Genomic DNA, 19,671 nt, shown 5'->3' on the forward strand with positions numbered 1-19,671 from the left:
GTCTCCCCGATGTCGTCCTGGCTTTCGCCAGGACGACATCGCGATTTGCTGTTCCAGGATCGCAAGCCTTGGTCCATTGTGATATCGGGCCACGGCCTTTCCGGACGGACTCCAGGACATGAAAACCACCCTGCTGAAATCCGAAGACTACACCCGCTCGCCCTGGAAGAACGGCGGCGGCATCTTCACCGATATCGCGGACGCCCATCGTGCAGGTAGCCCGGCGAAGGATTGGGACAGCCTGCTCTGGCGCTTTGCGTCCACGCCGATCGTGGCGCCCGGTCCGTTCTCCTACATGCCCGGCATCGACCGCTTGCAGATGGTCGTCGCGGGGCGCGGGCTGGTGCTGAAAGCACCGGGGCAGGAATTCGACGAGCGCGAACCGTTCACGACCGTGCGCTTCACCGGCGAGCTCGAGATCGTGACCGAGCTCGAGGCCGGTCCCGTCGAGGTCGTGAACCTGATGGCCCGGCGCGGTGCGGCGGAGATCGCGCTTCTGGCACTCCGGGAGCCCGGCGATCGGCCATTGTCCGCCGGCACGCATCTGGTTTACGCGGTTTCCGGCAATTGCAGCATTCGTCTCAATAGCGAGGAGTTTGTCATCCCCGATGGCAGCACGCTGAAGGTCGAGCTGACCGAGGCATCGCAACTCGCGCTCGTTTCGGGGCTGGCGGTGCTGGGATCGATCCGGCTCGCCGGCTAGGCGGCAGCCGCGCGGCCGATGCGCACAATCCGGGCAACTGGCTAGGTTGACGCGGTCGCGCCGGAGCACGATATCTCCTCACGTGCAGACCGCCGCGAAGGGCCAGGATATGAACGCGCCAGACAAAAATCCGCCCGCCACGCTGTCCGACGGCGTCGTCGACTGGCTGACCAACGGTACGCGCGACGAGCGCTTCATCGACAATATCTTTGCGCAGATGTGTCTCCGCCTCCAGCAGGCCGGCATTCCGCTGAAGCGGTCCACGCTTCACGTCCTGATCCATCATCCGCAATGGCTGGGGGCCCGCTTCATGTGGTCCGACGGCATGCGCGAGGCCGAGATCGCGCGGGTCGATTATGACGTGCGCGAGCGGTCCGAATTCATCGGCAGTCCCGCCAACGAAATGTTCGAGGGGGCGACCGAGGTGCGCGAGAACCTCGAACGCGATCCGGCGCTCGGCCGCAAGCACGCCCTCTATGACGAGATGCGGACCAAGGGCCTGACCGACTATGTGGCCTGGCCGCTCTACTACACCCTCGGCAAGCGCCATCTCGTCACCTTCGCGACCGACCGTCCCGGCGGTTTCAACGACGCGCACATCGCTGCGCTGAAGAAACTGCTGCCGGTGCTGGCGCTGGTCAGCGAAATCCGCATCAAGAACCGGCTGGCGCGAACGCTGCTGGAGACCTATGTCGGCTCCCATGCCGGCGAGCTGATCCTGGCCGGCGCCACCAGGCGCGGCACCGGCACCACGGTGCGCGCCGCGATCATGATCTGCGACCTCAGGGATTTCACGAAAATCTCCGACAACTGGCCGCGCGACGACGTCATCGACCTGCTCAACGACTATTTCGACGCGATGTCCGAGCCGATCGCGCGGCACGGCGGCGAGATCCTAAAGTTCATCGGCGACGGCCTGCTCGCGATCTTCCCGCTCAGCCAGCCCAATGCCTGCGCAAACCTGCTGCATGCCGTGACCGAGGCCCGAGCGGCGATGGTCGCGCTGAACGAGCGGAATAACGGCAGCGGCCGCGCGCCGCTGAACTACGGCATCGGCGTCCATGTCGGCGACGTCATGTACGGCAATATCGGCTCGACCACCCGGCTCGACTTCACCGTGATCGGCCCCGCCGTCAACATGGCTTCGCGTCTCGAGGCGCTCACCAAGCAGCTGGGAAAAAAGGTGCTGCTGTCCCGCGCGTTCGCCGATTTGGTGGAGCCGAGATTCGAGCTGGAGCGGGTAGGCGAACACGAGGTGCGGGGATTCAGCGAACCGATCGAGCTGTTTGCGTTCGAGCCGGGCCCCACGACGTGATCGCGAGCTGACGCAAGCGCCATCGGCAAAATCTTCGATCGGGGAGTCTTGTTGCCAACGCGGGAATGTCCGACTACCCTTTACCCTGGGTAGCCCAAACGTTCCTACGATTGGCCGCGCGTTCATGCCAAAATTTCTTCGCATCGGAGTCCATCAGTCCAACGTCTCCGGATACACGTCGAAGGCCTGGTGTGTCAGGCGCGTTGGCTCGGCGGTTTTCCTGAAGTGGGGCGCCGTGGAGGTCCATGGCGCCGGAGACGGGCGCAAGGTCTACTGGTCGCGTCTGCCGCAGGAGAAGACCATTCGTTGCGGCACGGCGCAGCGTGCCCAGGACTATGCCAAGGCCGCGATCGCGCGGCGCCGCAACCATCGTTACGAGCCGCTGGCCGGGCCGATTGCGAACCGGCGCCGGTCGACCGGCGGCAGCGCCGAGCCCAAACAGGCACTCGCCACCATCCTGATCGTCGATATCGTCGGTTCCACCGCAAAGGCCGCGAAGCTGGGCGATGCGCGCTGGACGAAGATCATGGGCCACTATTACGCGGCCGTCCGCAAGGAGCTGAAGACCTCGCGCGGCAAGGAAGTCACGACGACCGGCGACGGCGTGCTCGCGACGTTCAAGGCGGCCGCCGCCGGCATCAGCTGCGCGACTGCGATCCAGAAAGCCGTGCGCACGCTGGGCCTCGACATCAGGGTGGGCCTGCACGCCGGCGAATACACCATCAGCGGCGGCGAAATGGTCGGTCTCGCCTTTCACATCGGCACCCGTGTCGCCGCCAAGGCGCGCGCCGGCGAGGTCCTGGTGTCGAGTGCGGTGAAGGATTTGCTGAAGACCCAGTCGGCGATCAGCTTCAGGGACCACGGGGTGCATCAGCTCAAGGGCGTGCCGGAGAAGTGGCGGCTGTGGCGGGTGGAGGGGTGAGGGGGCTTGTTATGAGCGGCAGGATAGCGTCCGTCATGCTTCCGTGATTTTGCTGCGCTTTCGTCTGCGTTCGATCGTGTTCGTTGTGCGTAGGAACCGAGCTCGCGTTTGACAAAGTCGACATGGCGCCGCTACGTTCGGTAAAAAAGCGGCACGTTGCGCAATTCGCGCATTGGCACGCGGTGAACTGGTGTCATCGACCGGGCCGTATACGCGCCTTGATCGACACGAGGTCAGGGAGGACAAGTCATGAGCGGCTTTGCGCTTTCGCGTCGTTCATTGATCGGAGCCGGTATCGGCGGTGCAACGCTGGCGGGCCTCGGCGATTTTTCCGCTGTGGCGGGGGAGTTGCGGCTGCGCATGTTCTGGTGGGGCGCCAAGGAACGGGCGGAGCGCACCGACAAGGTCAACAAGCTCTATGTGAGCGGCCATCCGGAGGTGACGATCGCCGGCGAGTCGCTAGGCTGGACCGACTACTGGGCGCGGCTTGCGACGCAAACCGCCGGCCGCAATGCAGCCGACGTGCTGCAGATGGATTACCGCTACATCTACGAATACGCCCGCCGCGGCGCGCTGTTGCCGCTGGACAATTACGTGCCGAACGCTCTCAACCTGACGGATTTCAGCCCGGCCGCGGTCGACAGCGGCAAGGTCGACGGCAAGATCTACGGCGTCAGCCTCGGCCTCAACTCAACGGCGATGGTCTACGACAAGGCGCTGATCCAGAGTCTCGGCTTGAGAGAGCCGGTCTGGAACATGACATGGAGCGAGATTGGCGATCTCGCCGCCGAGATCACCAAGGCCGCCAAGCGCGACGGTTTTACGGGCATGGAGGACGGCGGCCGCAACGAGCCGCTTCTCGAGGTCTGGCTCACCCAGCGCGGCAAGTCGCTGTACACGGGCGAAGGCAAGGTCGGCTACGACGAAAAGGACATGGCCGAATGGTTCGCGTTCTGGAGCGACCTGCGCAAACGCGGCGCCAGCGCCGCGCCGGATACCCAGGCGCTCGACCGCGGCGAGATCGACTCGAACCTGTTGTCGATCGGCAAGACGGCGATGGCGTTTGCCCACTCCAACCAGCTGGTCGGCTTCCAGGCCATCAGCAAGAGCAAGCTCGGCCTGTCCACCTATCCCGATGGAGGAAAAGGCGCGAAGCCCGGCCAGTATCTGAAGCCGGCCATGATGTGGAGCGTCGCGGCGCAGTCGAAACAGGCCGAGGCGGCGGTCAAGCTCGTGAGTTACTTCGTCGCCGACCTCGAAGCCGGCAAGGTGCTCGGCGTCGAACGCGGCGTGCCGCCGTCATCAGCGGTGCGCAACGTCGTGACGCCGACGCTCGACGACCTCGGTCGCGCCATGGTCGACTACATCAGCCTGGTCAGCGACAAGGTTGGGCCGTTGCCGCCTCCGCCGCCGCGCGGCGCCGGCGAAATCCAGAGCGTGCTGCGGCGCGTCAATGAGCAGGTCGGTTTCGGCCGCCTGACCCCCGCCGACGGTGCCAAGCAGTTTGTCGCCGAGGCGGCCGCCGTGCTGGCCCGCGGATAGAAGCGGTGGCGGATACACTGATCGACGCTGCCACACCCGTCGCGGCCGCACGCGCGCCCGAATCCTCCTGGCGCGACAGCGCCGCGGGCTATCTGTTTCTCGCGCCCTGGCTGATCGGCTTTTTCGGGCTCACGCTGGGGCCGGCGCTGGTCTCGCTGTATCTGTCGTTCACGGATTACGACCTGTTGAGTAATCCTCGCTGGGTCGGCGCCGCCAACTACGTGCGCATCGCGACCAGCGATCCCAAGTTCAGCGCGGCGATGCACGTCACCTTCCTCTATGTGGCGCTGGCCGTGCCGTTCAAGCTCACCTTCGCGCTCCTGGTGGCAACGATCCTGAACCGGGGCCTCCGCGGCCTGCCGCTGTACCGGGCAATCTTCTATCTGCCGTCGCTGATCGGCGCCAGCGTTGCCATCTCGGTGCTGTGGCGCCAGTTGTTCGCCGGCGACGGCCTGCTCAACCAGGCGCTGAAGCTCGTGGGCATTCATGGACCGAGCTGGATCTCCAATCCCGACACCGCCCTCTACACCCTGGTGGCGCTGAGCGTGTGGCAGTTCGGCTCGCCGATGATCATCTTCCTCGCCGGCCTGCGCCAAATTCCGAAGGACGTCTATGAGGCCGCTGAGATCGATGGCGCCAGCCGCAGCCAGCAATTCTGGCGGATCACCCTGCCGCTGCTGACGCCGGTGGTCTTCTTCAACGTCGTGGTGCAGACCATCGACGCCTTCAAGGCATTCACGCCGGCCTTCATCATCAGCGGGGGCACCGGCGGCCCGATCGATGCGACGCTGTTCTATACGCTCTATCTCTACCAAGAAGCCTTTGCCTATTTCCGCATGGGTTATGCCTCCGCGCTGGCCTGGGTGCTGGTGGTGATCATCGCGGCCTTCACCGCGTTGTCCTTCCTGTCATCGCGCTACTGGGTGCACTACGATGGTTGATCTCGCGACATCGGATGAGATTCCGCACCCTCGCAACGGACGCGGCCGCGCGCTGATCTATCATGTCGTGCTGTGCCTCGCCTCGATTGCCATGCTGTATCCGCTGTTGTGGATGCTGGCGAGCTCGTTCAAACCGGACAGCGACATCTTTGGCGACGCCTCGCTGTGGCCGCGCCATTTCAGCCTCGACGCCTACTGGCGCGGCTGGTCCGGGCTGCAGGTGACCTTCGGAAGGTTCTTCCTGAATTCGCTCGTGGTTTCGCTGTGCAGCGTGGTCGGCAACGTGATGTCGTGCTCGCTCGCGGCCTACGCGTTCGCCCGACTGAAATTCCGCGGCCAGAAGTTCTGGTTCGCGCTGATGCTCGGCACCCTGATGCTGCCGTACCACGTGACGTTGATCCCGCAATACATCCTGTTCCTCAATCTCGACTGGGTCGACACCTTCCTGCCGCTGATCGTGCCGAAATTCCTGGCGGTGGACGCCTTCTTCATCTTCCTGCTGGTGCAGTTCTTCCGCTCCATCCCGCGCGAACTCGACGAGGCCGCGATGATCGACGGCTGCGGGCCGTGGCGCATCTACTGGATCGTGATCCTGCCGCTGTCGGTGCCGGCGCTTGCCACTGCCGCGGTCTTCACCTTCATCTGGACCTGGGACGACTTCTTCGGGCCGCTGATCTATCTCAACGACATGAATTCCTACACCGTGCAGCTCGGCTTGCGCAGCTTTGTCGATTCCACCGGCAAATCCGACTGGAGCGGCCTGTTCGCCATGTCGACGCTGACGCTGCTGCCGCTGTTCGTCCTCTTCCTGCTGTTCCAGCGTCTCTTGATCGACGGCATCGCCACCACAGGGATGAAGGGGTGACGATATCGGACGCATCCCCGCATCGACTGCTAACCAGGGAAGAAAAGTCATGAGCAAACTGCGCTTCGCCGCGATCGGCATCAATCATGCTCACATCTATGGCCAGGTCGATTGCCTGCTGCGCGCCGGCGCCGAGCTGGTCGGCTTTCATGCCGTCGAGGACGATTTGGCCAGGGCTTTCGCGGCGAAATATCCGCTAGTCCCGCGCGTAGCCGAGCGGGCGAGATTGCTCGACGACAAGACCATCGCACTGATCCTCTCGTCCGGCATCCCCGCCGACCGCGCTCCGCTCGGCATCGAGGTGATGCGCCACGGCAAGGACTATATGAGTGACAAGCCGGGCATGACGTCGCTGGAGCAATTGGCCGAGGTGCGCCGGGTCCAGGCCGAGACAAAGCGGATCTATTCGGTCTGCTACTCCGAGCATTTCGAGACCCGCTCCACAGTGAAGGCGGGCGAACTGATCGCGGCCGGCGCCATCGGCAAGGTCATCAACACCGTCGGGCTCGGCCCGCACAAACTGAAGAATCTGCCGCGGCCCGACTGGTTCTATTCGCGCGAGCGCACCGGCGGCGTGTTGACCGACATCGCCTCGCATCAATGCGAACAGTTCCTGTTCTTCGCCGACGCGCTCGATGCCAAGGTCGTCAGCGCGACAGTCGCCAACCGCGCCAATCCGGACCGGCCGGAATTGCAGGATTTCGGCGAAATGCTGCTGCGGACCGGTGATGTCACCGGCTACGTCCGCGTCGACTGGTTTACCCCCGACGGTCTGCCCAATTGGGGTGACGGCCGGATCACCATTCTCGGCACCGAGGGGTACATGGAGCTGCGCAAATATATCGACGTCGCCGGGCAGCCCGGCATCGAGCATCTCATCATGGTCGACCGCAAGGGTGTCCACCGGATCGACTGTTCCAATGTCGAATTGCCCTATGGCCGCCAGCTCATCTCCGATGTGCTCAATCGCACCGAGACCGCGATTCCGCAGGCACGCTGCTTCAAGGCCATGGAGCTGGCGCTCACCGCGCAGGCGATGGCGGAAGGAAGGGCTTAAGGCATGTCGAAACCCAAGTCGAAACCCAAGTCGAAACCGAAGACGGTCGCCGTTATCGGCTGCGGCATCGGCCGCAACCATATCGCCGAGGGCTACGCGCGCTTGCGCGATCAGTTCGATTTGCAGGTGATCTGCGACCTCAGTCAGGAGCGCCTTACCGCTGTCGGCGATGAGTTCTCGGTGCCGCGTCGTACCACCTCATTCGACGAGGTGCTGGCCATGGGCGACATCGACATCGTCGATATCTGCACGCCGCCAACGCTGCACTTTCCGCAAGTTATGGCGGCGCTCGCCGCCGGCAAGCAGGTGGTCTGCGAAAAGCCGCTTGTCGGCTCGCTGCACGAGATCGACCAACTCACCGCCGCCGAGACCCGGGCGCGCGGGCGCATCATGCCGGTGTTCCAATATCGTTTCGGCAACGGCCTGCAGAAGGCGCGGCGCATTATCGAGCTCGGCCTCGCCGGCAAGCCGTATCTCGCGACCGTCGAGACCGCGTGGCTGCGCGGCGCCAAATACTATTCAGTGCCGTGGCGCGGCCGCTTCGAGACCGAACTGGGCGGGGCGCTGCTCACCCACGCCATCCACTCCCACGACATCCTCACCTGGCTGATGGGCGACGTCGCCTCGGCGTTTGCGCGCACCGCAACGCGCGTTAACACGATCGAGGTTGAAGATTGCGCCGTGGCAAGCCTTGTGATGGAAAGCGGCGCGCTGGCCTCCTTGGTCGCAACGCTGGGTTCGGCCAGGGAGATCAGCCGCCTTCGGCTTTGCTTCGAGCACGTCACCTTTGAGAGCTCGCTCGCGCCCTATGCCCCTGGCGACGATCCCTGGCAGATCATCGCCACCTCGCCCGAGGCCGAGGCGCGTATCGCTAAAGCGCTGGAAGGTTTTACGTTCGTGCCATCGCGGTTCGAAGGCTTGATGGCGGCCTATCATCAGGCGCTGGAAAGCAACGGGCCGTTGCCGGTGACGCTAGAGGACGCGCGGCGTTCGCTGGAGCTGATCACTGCGCTCTATCACGCCGCGGAAACCGGCACGGCGGTGGCGCTGCCGATCGGCAAGGAGCATCCGAAATATGGCGGGTGGCGCCCGGGAGCGACGCCCGCGTAGCTCGGCCAGTGACGCGCAGAAAGCTCGGGCGGTAACGATCGTTACCCGAATGGGCGGAGACACCGGTGAGCGGTGGCTCCGGTCGCGGATCTTTGCCCGAGACTGGAGCGTGACCGACCGAAGGGCTGGCCGCCCAAACGTCCTTTCTCAGTTTACCCCAATAGCAGACATCTGGAGGACGAAAGCGGAGGTCCGAAAAGTGCCACAAGCGGACTAGTGCGCCGGGACGACTAATACGTTTATTCAATCACCTGATCCGCGCGGGCGAGCAACATTGGCGGTACCCCGATGTTCAAGGCATTGGCCGTCTTGACATTAATCACCAACTCGAACTTTGCCGGCTGTTGAATCGGAAGCTCGGCAGGTTTGACGCCTTTGATAATCTTATCGACGTATGCTGCGCCTCTCCTGAAGAGATCGACGAGATCGGGGCCGTAGCTCATTAGTGCTCCCATTTCGGCCGCATCGCGATAACCAAAAATCGTCGCTAGTTGTGCCTCCCGCGCAGCATCAACGATATTACGCCGATACGTCCATAGGAGCCCCTCTGGAAAAACAATGAGCCCCTCGACGTTTCCGGGAAGTGAACGGAACACAGTGTCGATGTCCTCGGCTCGCCGCACATCGTAAGCGTTGAGAGTAAGCTTTTGCGATTGTGCTGCCTGCTTCACCGCATCGAGGTAGAAACGGCTGCCAGGATTCGCAGAATTCCAAAGTGCGCCAATTCGAGTGAGTTTAGGGGCTGCTTCGTGCAGAAGCTCGAGCATTTTGGCGTTTGTTTCCGGCGTGACCTCTAAAGAAAATCCAGTCACGTTGCCCCCGGGATGAGAGATGCTGGCAGCGAGGCCACCTCCTACGGGATTAACGACAGCAAGCGCGACGATTGGTATCTGTGCTGTAGCCTTCTTGATAGCAACCGCTGGCGGATGGCCAGCCGTGACAATCACGTCCGGCTCACTCTGGACCAACTCCCGCGCCACATCGTGATATTGGCTCTCATGACCAGCCATCCAACGGTACTGGATCGAGATGTCGCGCCCCTCACTATAACCTAACTCCTTCAATCCTCGCCTGAAGGAATCAGCAAGAGGGTTCGGACCTGCCGCAACCGAAAAGAAAACCACTCGCCATACTTTTCCTGGTCTCTGCGCCTTAACCGATCGCGGCGCGAGCACAGTGATAATCCCGCTTGCGACGAGGCCTCGTCTATCGATCATGCGACGCTCCTCCTGAAGGTGCGTTACGCCTGTGCAACGGCACGATACACGCTTATCCCCACCCGTGACCCGCGAAACAAGGTCGCAGCGAGAGAGGTGTCAACCCTGAGGGCCGCTCAGGGTCAAAAGCAGCGGTGGACGCCAAGTTGGATCGGCGTCCGGTTTGCCCCTGACAGCCGACGTGACACGCGCTCAATCGACCTTCGGCTAAGGGCCAAAAGGGCGACATTGGCGAACAAAGGCCGAGTACCTTGCGCATCATACTCTGCGGGCCCGGGGACGGGTCTATAATGAAAGAGGCGGCCAGCTGAGGCGGCCTTTATTTCGAGATTTGATCAAAATTGAACATGCAGGATTGCCGAAGCGGTCCATGCTCACGTTATGACCGCAACAGCGAAAAAACTCACCCATGAAAAACTCACCCATGAAGAGTTCGCTTCCTTGCTCACGGTCGGGAATGCGTTTGTAAATAGCGCTGCGCCCGCGATCCCTGCCAAACATCGCGCCCGATTGATCGCGCTGGGCTACATGGTCTTTCTTCAGGGCAGGCTGAGAATGACGACGCCGGGACGAATCCGGATCTATGCCGGGCAACTCGATACCTGAGGCGTGCCTTACTTCATGGAAAAACGCCGCCCGCTTAATCTGTGTCGCGGGCGGCGGCTTCCCAGCCCCGGGTGGATTTGCAAAACCCCGGTAGGGCACCAATTGCATGTCCAACATCGTAGGGTCTGAGCAAAATTGCTCACTTCGGCGGCTGGTGGCGTAACATCGGCAGAATTTTCACACCACCTCGACCGGTAGTCACTAATCATTAGGTCTTGGACCGGAAACGGAGTAGCGTCGTTGTAGCGGTCAAGCGGATTGCTTGCCTGACAGACTGCCAAAACGGCGACGCGCCGAAGTCTCCGCCTCCATCTAAATGGCAGCCCAGTGCCGTCGGTAGGCAGACTTTTTCCAAAATTGCTGTTCCAAACACGTGAATGCACCCACGCGCGCAGTCTGCTGACCGCGTCGCGTGCCGTAGGCTACCTGTTAAAGGAGGAACAACATGAAAATGAGCAATGTAGTTCCCAGCGCATTATCTGTCGCAAGGCATACTTATGTCGCGGCGACCATATGGGTAGCTCCTGCTGCTCTCATAAAATCGGCGCATCTCTTTGAAAGGATTGGACTCGCTACGGTTGGAGGCTCGTGCGGCCTGTACGTGGCCGCAGCATTGATGCGCCTGGAAAACGAACTATTTGGAAGCGGCTGGTTCATCTTGTTGATGATGCTCTACGGAGCTTTCAGCTTCTATATCGGCATCGATCTGCCTGGCCGTCCTGTTCAGGGAGCGACTTCAAGACTCCCGGAAGAGCGGAACCGCGGCACCGATGCGGCTCAGATCTTCAGTGCGGCAGGCACATTCGTTGCCGCGATTGCGGCGTTTCTGTCTGTCAGCATGATTGTCGTTGATCAGGTCGTTTCTGAAGGTTCGATCATTGTGATCGCATGCTGTTGGGCGATTGGTTCTTCGCTTCAAATTGCGGCCGGCTCGATCGCTCGCAACGGCGTGCTCGACGATAGTGGCGCGTAACTGCGGTCGTCTGGTCAAAATTGCTCACCTTCAAATTAGCCGACTGCGAAATTCAACTTAGGCCACTAGACGTCCGCTGAGGGTCAGAAACGTCGATTTGGCCGCGAGCGCGCGATGTCCGGTCTGGCCCCGGCTACGGTCGTGCTGATCGTCGCCTCCATCTTCGCCTGCGGGCCACAAGCAGACATCGGCACCTGATCGATCACCTCGTTAGCGCGCAGTAGGAACGATCCGAGCGCGTCGTTGACGACGCAAAGTGCGTCCGCGCGACCATTGAGCGATGAGCGGCACCACGTGCCGCAGCGGCGGTGAGGCCCCGCTCGACCCGCGGGTGCGGCAACTCCTACCAACCACTCAACGGAAATTTACTGGTTCGCCCGTTCGGCGGCGGCGGTGGCCATGTATTTCGAATAGAATTCAGCAACCCGCTCGCGCCACATTCCGACGAACGCCTCCGAGGTCAGCTTATCCACCGATTTCCACGCGTGTTTGATGGCCGGAAGAGTATTCCGCCAGATCGCGCGTTTGCACCATTTTTCACCTTTCTCCCTGCCTTCGCTGGTCGCACACATGGATTTCCAAGCGATGCGAACAGGTTGGCTGATGTGTTCGGCGGCGCCTTCCCAGCCTTGTTGATGGATCAAGTAAAGATCGCTCAAGGTCGGCTTCTGGTGTGTCACCCACTCGAACAGAATGCCTTCGGTAATGACCTTGTAGGCCGCCGCAACGGCATTGTCGCGGGGATTACGAATTTGTCCGGAGCCGAATTTGTTGAACTCATATTCGCTCAGTTGAAACAGGCCGATATACGACCCAGTGCGTTGCTTGGGGTCGAAACCGGACTCGATCCTGGCAACCGCTTTCATGAAATTGGAATCGAGACCGAAAGCGTCGGAAGCGCGCTTGATCTCCTCGACCGGCGTTCCGACCGGGGTGTCCTTGAGTGACCTTAAGACGATTTCCGCCGGTTTCTCGGTAGGCGGCAGTTCGGACCAGACGTAATAGATGAGATACCGAAAATCCTGCGTCACCAGCGCCGGGTTGGAGGCATTGCGCGTTGTCGGCACCGGTTGGGCGACATCATGGTGGCCCAAGCCCACCGATTCCTGCACAGGCGGTAAATCGGCCGACAGCGTCTGCGACGGATCGGGCAACGCGGCCACGACGATCGATTCCGGCTTATCCGGGGCCGCGGTCGTGTCGGTGGCCGTCCCCGCCGCGGGTTCGGCGGCCGTCGCCACTTCGGCGCTGGCGACAGCGGCGTTCGCGACAACGGTGTTAGCGACAACGGCGTTACCAATTGCGATTGCCTGCGGTTCATCCGCGAGCCTGGCGTTGGCGGCGAGAGATGCTGCGCGGTCCTCGATTGGCACTGCGCGGGTGTTCTCGGTGCCGGCCGAACCGAAGCCAGCCAGCCAGCCAACGATCCACCCTGCGAGAACGACCGTTCCGCAAAACGTGGGCGCCACTGCCGCAAATCGCCGCGGATTCATGATCCCGTCGCCTCCAAAGGCTCCGCCTGAGCCATGCTCCACAGGCAAGCACGCGACGGGTTGATTTTCGGGTCGAGACGTGGCCGCGCAATGGCGCAAACCGCAGCTCATCAACTTTTCCAAGAAGTGTTGCCCGCATGCAACGCGCCGCCGGCAAGCAATTGTTCTCCGACGTAAGCGTGTAGGGAAGTTTCGGACCCATGCGGCCAGTTCGGGGCGAGCCCGCCATGGTGAATGTCGGACCAACAGATGCGCTTGAGTGGCCGTAGTCGCGGATGCCGGCCCCTCGAGCGGTCTGTCGTTGACGATTTATGGGATCTTCGAGCGAACCGACCCCATTGCCCGAGATCAAAGCGTCCGTCGCAACGGCCCTCACACCGTACATTGATCGGCCCGGCGATCGGCGCGACGGCTATTGCCGATTGTCTTCTTCCAGCAGATTGGCCTCGTCATTGGAATTGGTCCAATTTTCGACCCACTGCGACCAGATTTGAAGACGAGGCTATGATCGGTAACGCGACGCTTTTGGTTGGACCTCGCATGCAACTTCACTGCATGAGGCACTGGATGAGGAAGCAGACTCCAATAATAGCTTTCGCCGCTTTCATGCTCTCTACAGGGATCGCACACGCTCAGTTTCTGTTTTGGCCGCAGGACAGGTTCTGGCCAGGCCACTACGCTCCGTTCAAACACAAGCACCATCACCGGCAGACAAACTCTGGATCTGCGAAGAACGCTCGGCCCGAGGACCCTCCGAAGGGCCCGCTCCAGATCATCATCTCGATCGCTGACCAACGGGTCTCGCTTTTTGACAACGGGGCCCTGATCGCACGCTCATCGGTGTCCACGGGAACTCAGGGCCATCCTACACCCCTCGGCGTATTCAGCGTGATCAGCAAACAACGATGGCACCGTTCAAATATTTATAGCGCTGCCGCCATGCCCTACATGCAGCGCATCACCTGGTCAGGGATTGCGTTGCATGCCGGTGTCGTGCCTGGGCACCCGGCGTCACACGGCTGCATCCGTTTGAAAAATGACTTTGCCATTCGACTCTGGCATCTCACGAAGCGCGGCACGCGCGTGATCATTGCGCACGACGATGTCCAGCCGGTCGAGATAAACAATCCGCACCTCTTTGAGCCGAAAGCCGTGTCCGGTTCGCCGGAATTTCAGGCTGCCACAGTCGCGGGTAAGAGCATTAGCACAGCCGCGGCAACGCATGGATCACCGGTGTCCAAGGCCGAGACTCCAGAAGCCACTAGTCTCCAGGGTCCAAGCTCGGCTTCCGCTGAAGGCGCACCTAGAAAGATGGTGCCGATCTCCGTCTTCGTGAGTCGTAAGTTGAGCAAGCTCTTCGTGCGTCAGGGCTTCTCGCCGTTGTTTGATGTCGGGGTCAATATCGAAAATCCGGAGGAGCCCCTGGGAACGCACGTGTTTACCGCAATGGAATTCCAGAACGAGGGAGCGGCTATTCGCTGGACCGTCGTGTCGATTCCGGACGAATTTCCTCGCATCGTGGGTGCCACGAACGAGCGCGAAGCGCCCGCGAAGCAAACCGCCCTATCGGTACCGTCGCCCGATAAAGCCAACGCTGTCCTCAACCGCATCGAAATACCGCAGGATACCGTTGAGAGGATCTCTAAACTTCTGACGCCGGCCTCTTCATTGATTATTTCCGACGACGGATTTAGCCATGAGACGGGAAATGACACGGATTTCATCGTGGTAACGCATTGATGCGGCGGCGCACCCCACCAACACACGATGCCGCTGCGCAACCCGCTGGAATTGTTCGACGGCAATTCTGGTGCAAAATTCTTGATGTCCGCACCTAAGCCAAAGCAGCGCGAGGTCCGTTCTGGGTCAAAGTGTGACTTCCGCGCTTGCTCTCGGGGTGGCCGCTTCTACCCCGAAACCGGACATCCGCCCCCGAAGCAAGGGGGTTGACCTCGCAACTCGGATTACAAAAGGGATCGTCACCCAACTGCACCCCTTAAGATGACTGGTCGGGACAGCCGACCGAAAACGAGAGCCATCCCGCGATGACGACTTACGTGGCCCTGCTTTACAGTGTGGTTCTCCCGCTCGGCCGGCGATTGGCGATGGCCGAGCTGCGTGCCATGGCGCAAGGCCTCGGCCTCCATGACCCCCGAACCATCGGCGCGACGGGAAATCTGACATTTGAGAGCGACGAGGCGTCGATTGGCAAGCTGGAGAAAAACCTCGAAGCGGCCCTCAACGCGCGGTTCGGCAAGCATATCGCGATCATCGTTCGCAACGCCGACGCGTGGCGACGCCTGCTACGCGCGAACCCGTTTCGTGCCGAAGCGACCGCTGATCCGCAAAGGGTCGCCGTTCGCGTGATGCGCAGTCCAATTCCGAAAGGTGGCGAAAACGCCCTGACACGCTATATCAGCGATGAACGAATTGCCGTCGCCGGTGGCGATCTCTGGATCCATTTTACGGGCGATCCAGCGCGATCGCGTTTGCTTTCGGCGTTAGGCGCCGGGCGCCTGCAAGGCGTCGGCACGTTGCGCAACACGAATACGCTGAGGCGAATCGGTGAGGCCGTGACTTCGGCCCGATCCAGCCCTGCTGATCGAAAATAAAAGCGATCACCGAGGCAATGCAGCGGCCGCGGCAATGGAGAGGCCGTCAACCGAACATCACCGCACCCCGGTGCCTTTGCATCGCTGGCACTTCACCACCTTGTCGCCCTTCTTGAGCAAACCTTTGCCCTCGCAATTCTTGCATTTCTGCTTCTTCTTGATGTTCGGGCCTTTTTCACTAACCATGAAATTCTCCTGCCGCGAGAGAGCGGTCATGTGCGGTAGCCCAGCGGAACAGCCGAGCGTCGCCGGGTCAACCCTGCACGGTCATTTATGTCGGCTTCGGCACCACCAGCACCGGGACGCGTCCGTCCACCAGGACTTCGGTTGTCTGGCTGCCTAAAAACAGCTTCCTGAGGCCGCGACGCCCATGAGAGGCCATGACGATCAAGTCGCAGCCCCTGGACTTTGCCGTTTCAACGATCGCAGTCGCCGGGTGCGCATTCGGAACATGCAAGAATTCTGCAGGCGCACCGATCTGCTCCGACATCGCGCGCGCTTCATCTAGCACTCTGCCCGCTCGGGCCTTGCAGGCTGCGTCGAAGCTGTCGATCTCGTCCCGCGTCGGAATCCATCCCGAGTCGTGTCCGCCCCCATAGTCGACCGGCAGCGCTTCCGTCACCGTGATGATCGTCAGCCTGGCGTTCAAGGCCTTCGCCAGGGCAATGCCGTGCTCAACGCCTTTTCTCGCGACGTCCGATCCATCCGTGCTCAAGAGAATGTTGGCGTACATTCGGTGGCTCCCTTGCTCGTCGAACAAAGTGATGCCCGGGGAGTATGATCCTATGCGCGGCGCGGGTCCATGCGCGTTCTCGGCTATGGTCTCGCCGTCAAAGCTTCGAAGGGCGGCTGTTACGGTGATGGTGCACTTGATTCACGAGCTTACAACCATGCGAACGCGGCCTGCGCTATTGAGTGCACTGTCACCGCAATCCGAGGCAGATTGGGTCAATGGAGTGCGCTGTCGGGTCGCGAAGGCAGAGAGGTCATTGCTTCCAGCTGCGCTGTTCGCGTTGCCAACATGGCGAGCAAGCTCTTGTGCAGCCGATCCCCGGGTTCGAAATTTTGCGCGAGCCTTCGGACGGTCTCGACAAATCGCATGCGATACGTCGCCGCTCTGTCGACGTCTCCGTACCTCGCGAAGATCTCGGCGGCCGTGCGGTACACCCGCCAGGAAGCAATCGGGAAGTCGGCACCGTCGACGATCTCCAGCGCGCGGGACAGCTGCAAGTGAGCCTCCGCTGAATTGCCCAAGGCAAGCGCAGTACGCGCGAGCAGTCCGTGGGCCTGGGCCAGGTGATTGAGATCCGGGGCCGTGGCCACATAGTCGTGGAGCTGGCGAGCACAGCTCTGAGCCTGCGTAAAGTCGTCAACCTGCAAGTAATACTCGCCGAGGCAATGATACACCTGCGTCGCGGCGGTAAATTCGATGTCGATGCCTTCTTCAAGCCGGCGGCGCTCAATATCGTCAAATTGCCTGCGAGCTCCCGACGGATCGTTCAGGCCGACATAGGCCTTGGCAAGGACGGCCCGCTTGTGGAAGTACGTCGACTGATCGCCGACCAGCAGACTATCGTCGACGCTTTCGCAGAGCTCCCGGGCTCCATCAAAGTCCATCGCTTCGACGTGCAGCCACGCAAGCGTCAGCCGGCACAATGCGCTGCTGGGGCCGTTCGCGTTCCTGACGGCCAGTTCGAGGCCGGCCGTGATTTCACGTCGCAATTCGCGCCATTCGCCGAGATGAATAAGCGCGATTGACTCAAGAACGTTGAACAGAACAAAAGTGTAAACGTCGCCAGCCAGACGCGCCAATCGCTTGCCTTCCGTGCCGGCGCGCCGACACTCCTGGTACCGCGACCTCCAGCAATCAACGATACCGGATATTCCGTTGCGCCTGATCAAGATGCCATAATTCGTGGCATTCGCGCTCAGCTCGATCGCCCTGTCGCAGAGCGTGGCGTCCTGTTTGCGCCAGCCGTTGAGGAACAGGTTGACGCTCGCGCTGCTGCCCTGGACCAGGGCCTTGAACGTGTCGTCCGCAAGCGCCTGGCTTCGCGACAGTACATCTTCGGCGGCCTCAAGGCAGGCGTGGCGATCCACGCGCAAGCAGAGACTGCTCACAGCCGTGAGGCCGTTGAGCTGTTGCTGGACATCGCCCGCTTGTTCGGCGCAGGCAATCATGTCTCGCAGATCACGGATGGAGCCGACGAGGTCGCCGCACGAGCGATGCGCCCAGCTTCGCTGCCGCAGAAGAGCGACGCGGGTTGAGAAATTGTCGGCAGCATCGAAACGATCGAGTATGCCAAGCGCGCGGGTGAGATAGCTTGCGGCCTCCGCATGGCCGAGGCGTTTCGTCGAGCTCTTTGCCGTTTCCTGGAGGTAGCGCAACGCCCTCGGAAAGTCGCGACCCTGCTCAAAGTGAAGTGCGAGCGCGGGCGCTATTTCGGAGGTGCGGCCGGCATAGGCCTCCTCCAGCCTCTTGCCCAGGCGCTTGTGCGTTTGTGCGCGGCGCCCGGGCGGAAGATTCTGGTAAATGATGTTCTGATAGAGAATGTGCCGGAAGGCGTAGGAGCCCGAATATGTGCCATCGGGCCACTCGGAAACCCCCGAACGAACGAGGATTTGATCCTTCCGGATCGACGCTTCGATGTCCCTTTCAACGTCGATCGCATCGTCGGACAGGCCGGCCGCAACGAGGGCCGCAGAAAATTCCTCGCCGGCAACGCTGGCGACATCAAGGAGACGCCGCTCGTTGTCGGTGAGGCGATCGAGCTCATGGCCGATCATGTTCACGAGGCTGTCTGGAATGCGGTCCTGCGTAAATGCCGCCTGTGAGGACAGGCGCCATCCGTCGTCCATTTCGACTATCGACTCCTGGTCGATCAAGTGTTTGAGCAGCGTGGCAACAAACAAGGGATGTCCCAGCGTTCGCTCGAACACCGGCTTTGACAGGCTGGAGGCAAGTTCCTCGTCGTCGAAGCGCAATGCCAGGTAACGCTCGACCTCCGAGCGCGACAACCGATCGAGGCGCAATTCGCTGCAGTATCCATGAATCTCGAGATCCCGGTGCAGGCGAGGAATGGGATGCCCGCCGACGGAACTGTCGGCCGGACGATAGGAGCAGAGGACCAGCACGCGCGCCTTGCCGTTCCCGCGCGCGAAGCGAGACAGTACGTCGAGGGTCGCGAAGTCGCTCCAATGCAGATCTTCGAGAACAAGAACCCAGGGGCGGTCGATGCTCAGCGCTTCCAGAAGATCGCAGAATTCGCGCAGCATCCGTTCGCGCGTCGCGCCGAACACTTCCTCCTGGAAAGCCGCGCGTTCCGATGCGTCGATGACGCCGGGCAATTGCAGGATCCAGGTGGGGGCGTGGGCGCGAACTGCCGAAATCAATTCCGGACCGTTTGCGCGATAACGGCTCACCAGCGCATCGATGAGTGGAAGAAAAACTTCGTCTGTTCCGAAACGTTCGGTGCAGCGCCCATAGAGCTGATCGAAGCCCTGGTCCGTTAGCTGCTCGACCGCCTTGGCGATGAAGGCCGTCTTGCCAATTCCGGCTTCTCCGGTGACAAAAGCCATCTGCCGTTTGCCGGACAAGACGTGCCGTGTCATCTGGTCGATCGTCTCGAAGGAGGGTGTCCGGCCGACCACCAGGGTGGAGATTTCGGTTTTCAGAGGTACGACCGCGTTCTCGACCTCCCTGGCCGCTTCCCGCACCGTGCCGATAAAGCGGACGCCTTTGCGCGGTAAGGTCTTGATCAGCCGCTGCATCTCGCCGGAATCGCCTATTCCCGTGCGGGCTGCGTTGATGCGGGTGGTGAGCGCTGACTCCGAGACGATGCGCCCGCCCCAAATTGCACTGATTAGATCGTCCTTCGTCACCACCCGGGTGCGGTGGCGGATCAGATATTCGAGGACGTCAAAAACCTGAGGCTGCAACGGGATCGTACGTCCGTCACGGCGCAATTCCCGCCGGTCGGTGTCGAGGACAAACTCGTCAAATAGATACAGCAAAACAATGCCTTCGGAGGTGCGCGCGTGGCGGATATTCAACCGGTACACCGGCCCGAAATCAAGCACACCCTTCAGAATCAAGGAAACGATAAGAACAAATTAAGCTCGCCTTAAAGCGTGGCGCGGCGTCCCGCCCGATACTTCCAGCCGTATCCAGTCACTCACACAAGGTGCTCGTGTCATGCGCTTGGAAGAAAAGGCGCGGCGTCTCACCCGCGTGTTCTATAGGTTGTTGCTTCACAAGATGTTTCAGTCGATCGCGGCATCCTCCGTACCATTGTTTAACAGCAGAGCTTCAACC

Annotated in this window: 16 protein-coding genes and 1 pseudogene; 11 read left to right on the top strand and 6 right to left on the bottom strand. The window is 61.3% G+C overall.

Features of this window, described 5'->3' with window-relative positions:
• Positions 1-118: 118 nt before the first annotated feature.
• The 8 genes and pseudogenes from E4K65_RS27735 to E4K65_RS27770 all read left to right on the top strand — a co-directional run bounded on the left by E4K65_RS27735 (position 119) and on the right by E4K65_RS27770 (position 8,455).
• The gene (locus E4K65_RS27735; protein WP_135176820.1) at positions 119-703 is read left to right on the top strand and encodes a HutD/Ves family protein; all 585 of its coding nucleotides are present in this window, start codon (positions 119-121) and stop codon (positions 701-703) included.
• Between the two features lie 109 nt (positions 704-812).
• Positions 813-2,018: an adenylate/guanylate cyclase domain-containing protein gene (locus E4K65_RS27740; RefSeq protein WP_167771209.1), complete on the top strand. Its 1,206-nt coding sequence runs from the start codon at positions 813-815 to the stop codon at positions 2,016-2,018.
• Positions 2,019-2,142: 124 nt separating this feature from the next.
• Positions 2,143-2,940, top strand: a complete 798-nt coding sequence (locus E4K65_RS27745) for an adenylate/guanylate cyclase domain-containing protein (RefSeq protein ID WP_135176822.1) — start codon at positions 2,143-2,145, stop codon at positions 2,938-2,940.
• A gap of 249 nt (positions 2,941-3,189) precedes the next feature.
• On the top strand, positions 3,190-4,482 hold the full coding sequence (locus E4K65_RS27750) for an ABC transporter substrate-binding protein (protein WP_135176823.1): 1,293 nt from the start codon (positions 3,190-3,192) through the stop codon (positions 4,480-4,482).
• 68 nt (positions 4,483-4,550) lie between these two features.
• Positions 4,551-5,423, top strand: a pseudogene (locus tag E4K65_RS27755) (carbohydrate ABC transporter permease); the annotation flags it as partial.
• A gap of 91 nt (positions 5,424-5,514) precedes the next feature.
• Entirely contained in the window at positions 5,515-6,288 is a 774-nt protein-coding gene (locus E4K65_RS27760; RefSeq protein ID WP_235885753.1) for a carbohydrate ABC transporter permease, read from the top strand.
• A gap of 49 nt (positions 6,289-6,337) precedes the next feature.
• Positions 6,338-7,345 (top strand): Gfo/Idh/MocA family protein, encoded by a 1,008-nt coding sequence (locus tag E4K65_RS27765; RefSeq protein ID WP_135176826.1) that lies wholly within the window; start codon positions 6,338-6,340, stop codon positions 7,343-7,345.
• Between the two features lie 3 nt (positions 7,346-7,348).
• Entirely contained in the window at positions 7,349-8,455 is a 1,107-nt protein-coding gene (locus E4K65_RS27770) for a Gfo/Idh/MocA family protein (protein WP_135176827.1), read from the top strand.
• Between the two features lie 239 nt (positions 8,456-8,694).
• Here E4K65_RS27770 and E4K65_RS27775 read toward each other — a convergent pair whose 3' ends face one another.
• Positions 8,695-9,672 carry an ABC transporter substrate-binding protein gene (locus E4K65_RS27775; protein WP_135176828.1) on the bottom strand — a complete coding sequence of 326 codons (978 nt, stop codon included), beginning with the start codon at positions 9,670-9,672 and terminating at the stop codon, positions 8,695-8,697.
• Positions 9,673-9,957: 285 nt separating this feature from the next.
• On the bottom strand, positions 9,958-10,386 hold the full coding sequence (locus E4K65_RS47590) for a hypothetical protein (protein WP_167771210.1): 429 nt from the start codon (positions 10,384-10,386) through the stop codon (positions 9,958-9,960).
• 337 nt (positions 10,387-10,723) lie between these two features.
• Here E4K65_RS47590 and E4K65_RS27785 point away from each other — a divergent pair, with 337 nt between their 5' ends.
• The gene (locus E4K65_RS27785; RefSeq protein WP_167771211.1) at positions 10,724-11,251 is read left to right on the top strand and encodes a hypothetical protein; all 528 of its coding nucleotides are present in this window, start codon (positions 10,724-10,726) and stop codon (positions 11,249-11,251) included.
• A 365-nt stretch (positions 11,252-11,616) separates the two neighbouring features.
• Here E4K65_RS27785 and E4K65_RS27790 read toward each other — a convergent pair whose 3' ends face one another.
• On the bottom strand, positions 11,617-12,744 hold the full coding sequence (locus tag E4K65_RS27790) for a transglycosylase SLT domain-containing protein (protein ID WP_167771212.1): 1,128 nt from the start codon (positions 12,742-12,744) through the stop codon (positions 11,617-11,619).
• Between the two features lie 567 nt (positions 12,745-13,311).
• On the opposite strand from E4K65_RS27790, the gene E4K65_RS27795 reads away from it, so the two are divergent.
• Both E4K65_RS27795 and E4K65_RS27800 read left to right on the top strand, forming a co-directional pair.
• Complete coding sequence (locus E4K65_RS27795; protein ID WP_167771213.1) at positions 13,312-14,484, top strand: L,D-transpeptidase; 1,173 nt, start codon at positions 13,312-13,314, stop codon at positions 14,482-14,484.
• A 305-nt stretch (positions 14,485-14,789) separates the two neighbouring features.
• Positions 14,790-15,356, top strand: coding sequence for a DUF1697 domain-containing protein (locus E4K65_RS27800; protein ID WP_135176830.1), 567 nt, complete (start codon positions 14,790-14,792; stop codon positions 15,354-15,356).
• A gap of 57 nt (positions 15,357-15,413) precedes the next feature.
• Here the strand turns inward: E4K65_RS27800 and E4K65_RS47595 are convergent, their stop codons facing one another.
• The 3 genes from E4K65_RS47595 to E4K65_RS27810 form a co-directional block, all read right to left on the bottom strand.
• Entirely contained in the window at positions 15,414-15,572 is a 159-nt protein-coding gene (locus tag E4K65_RS47595) for a hypothetical protein (protein ID WP_167771197.1), read from the bottom strand.
• 55 nt (positions 15,573-15,627) lie between these two features.
• Positions 15,628-16,089 carry a universal stress protein gene (locus E4K65_RS27805; protein ID WP_135176831.1) on the bottom strand — a complete coding sequence of 154 codons (462 nt, stop codon included), beginning with the start codon at positions 16,087-16,089 and terminating at the stop codon, positions 15,628-15,630.
• 215 nt (positions 16,090-16,304) lie between these two features.
• Positions 16,305-19,409 (bottom strand): ATP-binding protein, encoded by a 3,105-nt coding sequence (locus tag E4K65_RS27810; RefSeq protein WP_167771214.1) that lies wholly within the window; start codon positions 19,407-19,409, stop codon positions 16,305-16,307.
• Positions 19,410-19,671: the final 262 nt, after the last annotated feature.

The organism is Bradyrhizobium niftali, from assembly GCF_004571025.1.
Classification (GTDB): Bacteria; Pseudomonadota; Alphaproteobacteria; order Rhizobiales; family Xanthobacteraceae; genus Bradyrhizobium; species Bradyrhizobium niftali.

Coding starts and splice junctions, on each gene's coding strand:
- E4K65_RS27735 (WP_135176820.1), top strand. CDS start 119: ATGAAAACCACCCTGCTGAAATCCGAAGACTACACCCGCTCGCCCTGG.
- E4K65_RS27740 (WP_167771209.1), top strand. CDS start 813: ATGAACGCGCCAGACAAAAATCCGCCCGCCACGCTGTCCGACGGCGTC.
- E4K65_RS27745 (WP_135176822.1), top strand. CDS start 2,143: ATGCCAAAATTTCTTCGCATCGGAGTCCATCAGTCCAACGTCTCCGGA.
- E4K65_RS27750 (WP_135176823.1), top strand. CDS start 3,190: ATGAGCGGCTTTGCGCTTTCGCGTCGTTCATTGATCGGAGCCGGTATC.
- E4K65_RS27760 (WP_235885753.1), top strand. CDS start 5,515: ATGCTGTATCCGCTGTTGTGGATGCTGGCGAGCTCGTTCAAACCGGAC.
- E4K65_RS27765 (WP_135176826.1), top strand. CDS start 6,338: ATGAGCAAACTGCGCTTCGCCGCGATCGGCATCAATCATGCTCACATC.
- E4K65_RS27770 (WP_135176827.1), top strand. CDS start 7,349: ATGTCGAAACCCAAGTCGAAACCCAAGTCGAAACCGAAGACGGTCGCC.
- E4K65_RS27775 (WP_135176828.1), bottom strand. CDS start 9,672: ATGATCGATAGACGAGGCCTCGTCGCAAGCGGGATTATCACTGTGCTC.
- E4K65_RS47590 (WP_167771210.1), bottom strand. CDS start 10,386: ATGCAATTGGTGCCCTACCGGGGTTTTGCAAATCCACCCGGGGCTGGG.
- E4K65_RS27785 (WP_167771211.1), top strand. CDS start 10,724: ATGAAAATGAGCAATGTAGTTCCCAGCGCATTATCTGTCGCAAGGCAT.
- E4K65_RS27790 (WP_167771212.1), bottom strand. CDS start 12,744: ATGAATCCGCGGCGATTTGCGGCAGTGGCGCCCACGTTTTGCGGAACG.
- E4K65_RS27795 (WP_167771213.1), top strand. CDS start 13,312: ATGAGGAAGCAGACTCCAATAATAGCTTTCGCCGCTTTCATGCTCTCT.
- E4K65_RS27800 (WP_135176830.1), top strand. CDS start 14,790: ATGACGACTTACGTGGCCCTGCTTTACAGTGTGGTTCTCCCGCTCGGC.
- E4K65_RS47595 (WP_167771197.1), bottom strand. CDS start 15,572: ATGACCGCTCTCTCGCGGCAGGAGAATTTCATGGTTAGTGAAAAAGGC.
- E4K65_RS27805 (WP_135176831.1), bottom strand. CDS start 16,089: ATGTACGCCAACATTCTCTTGAGCACGGATGGATCGGACGTCGCGAGA.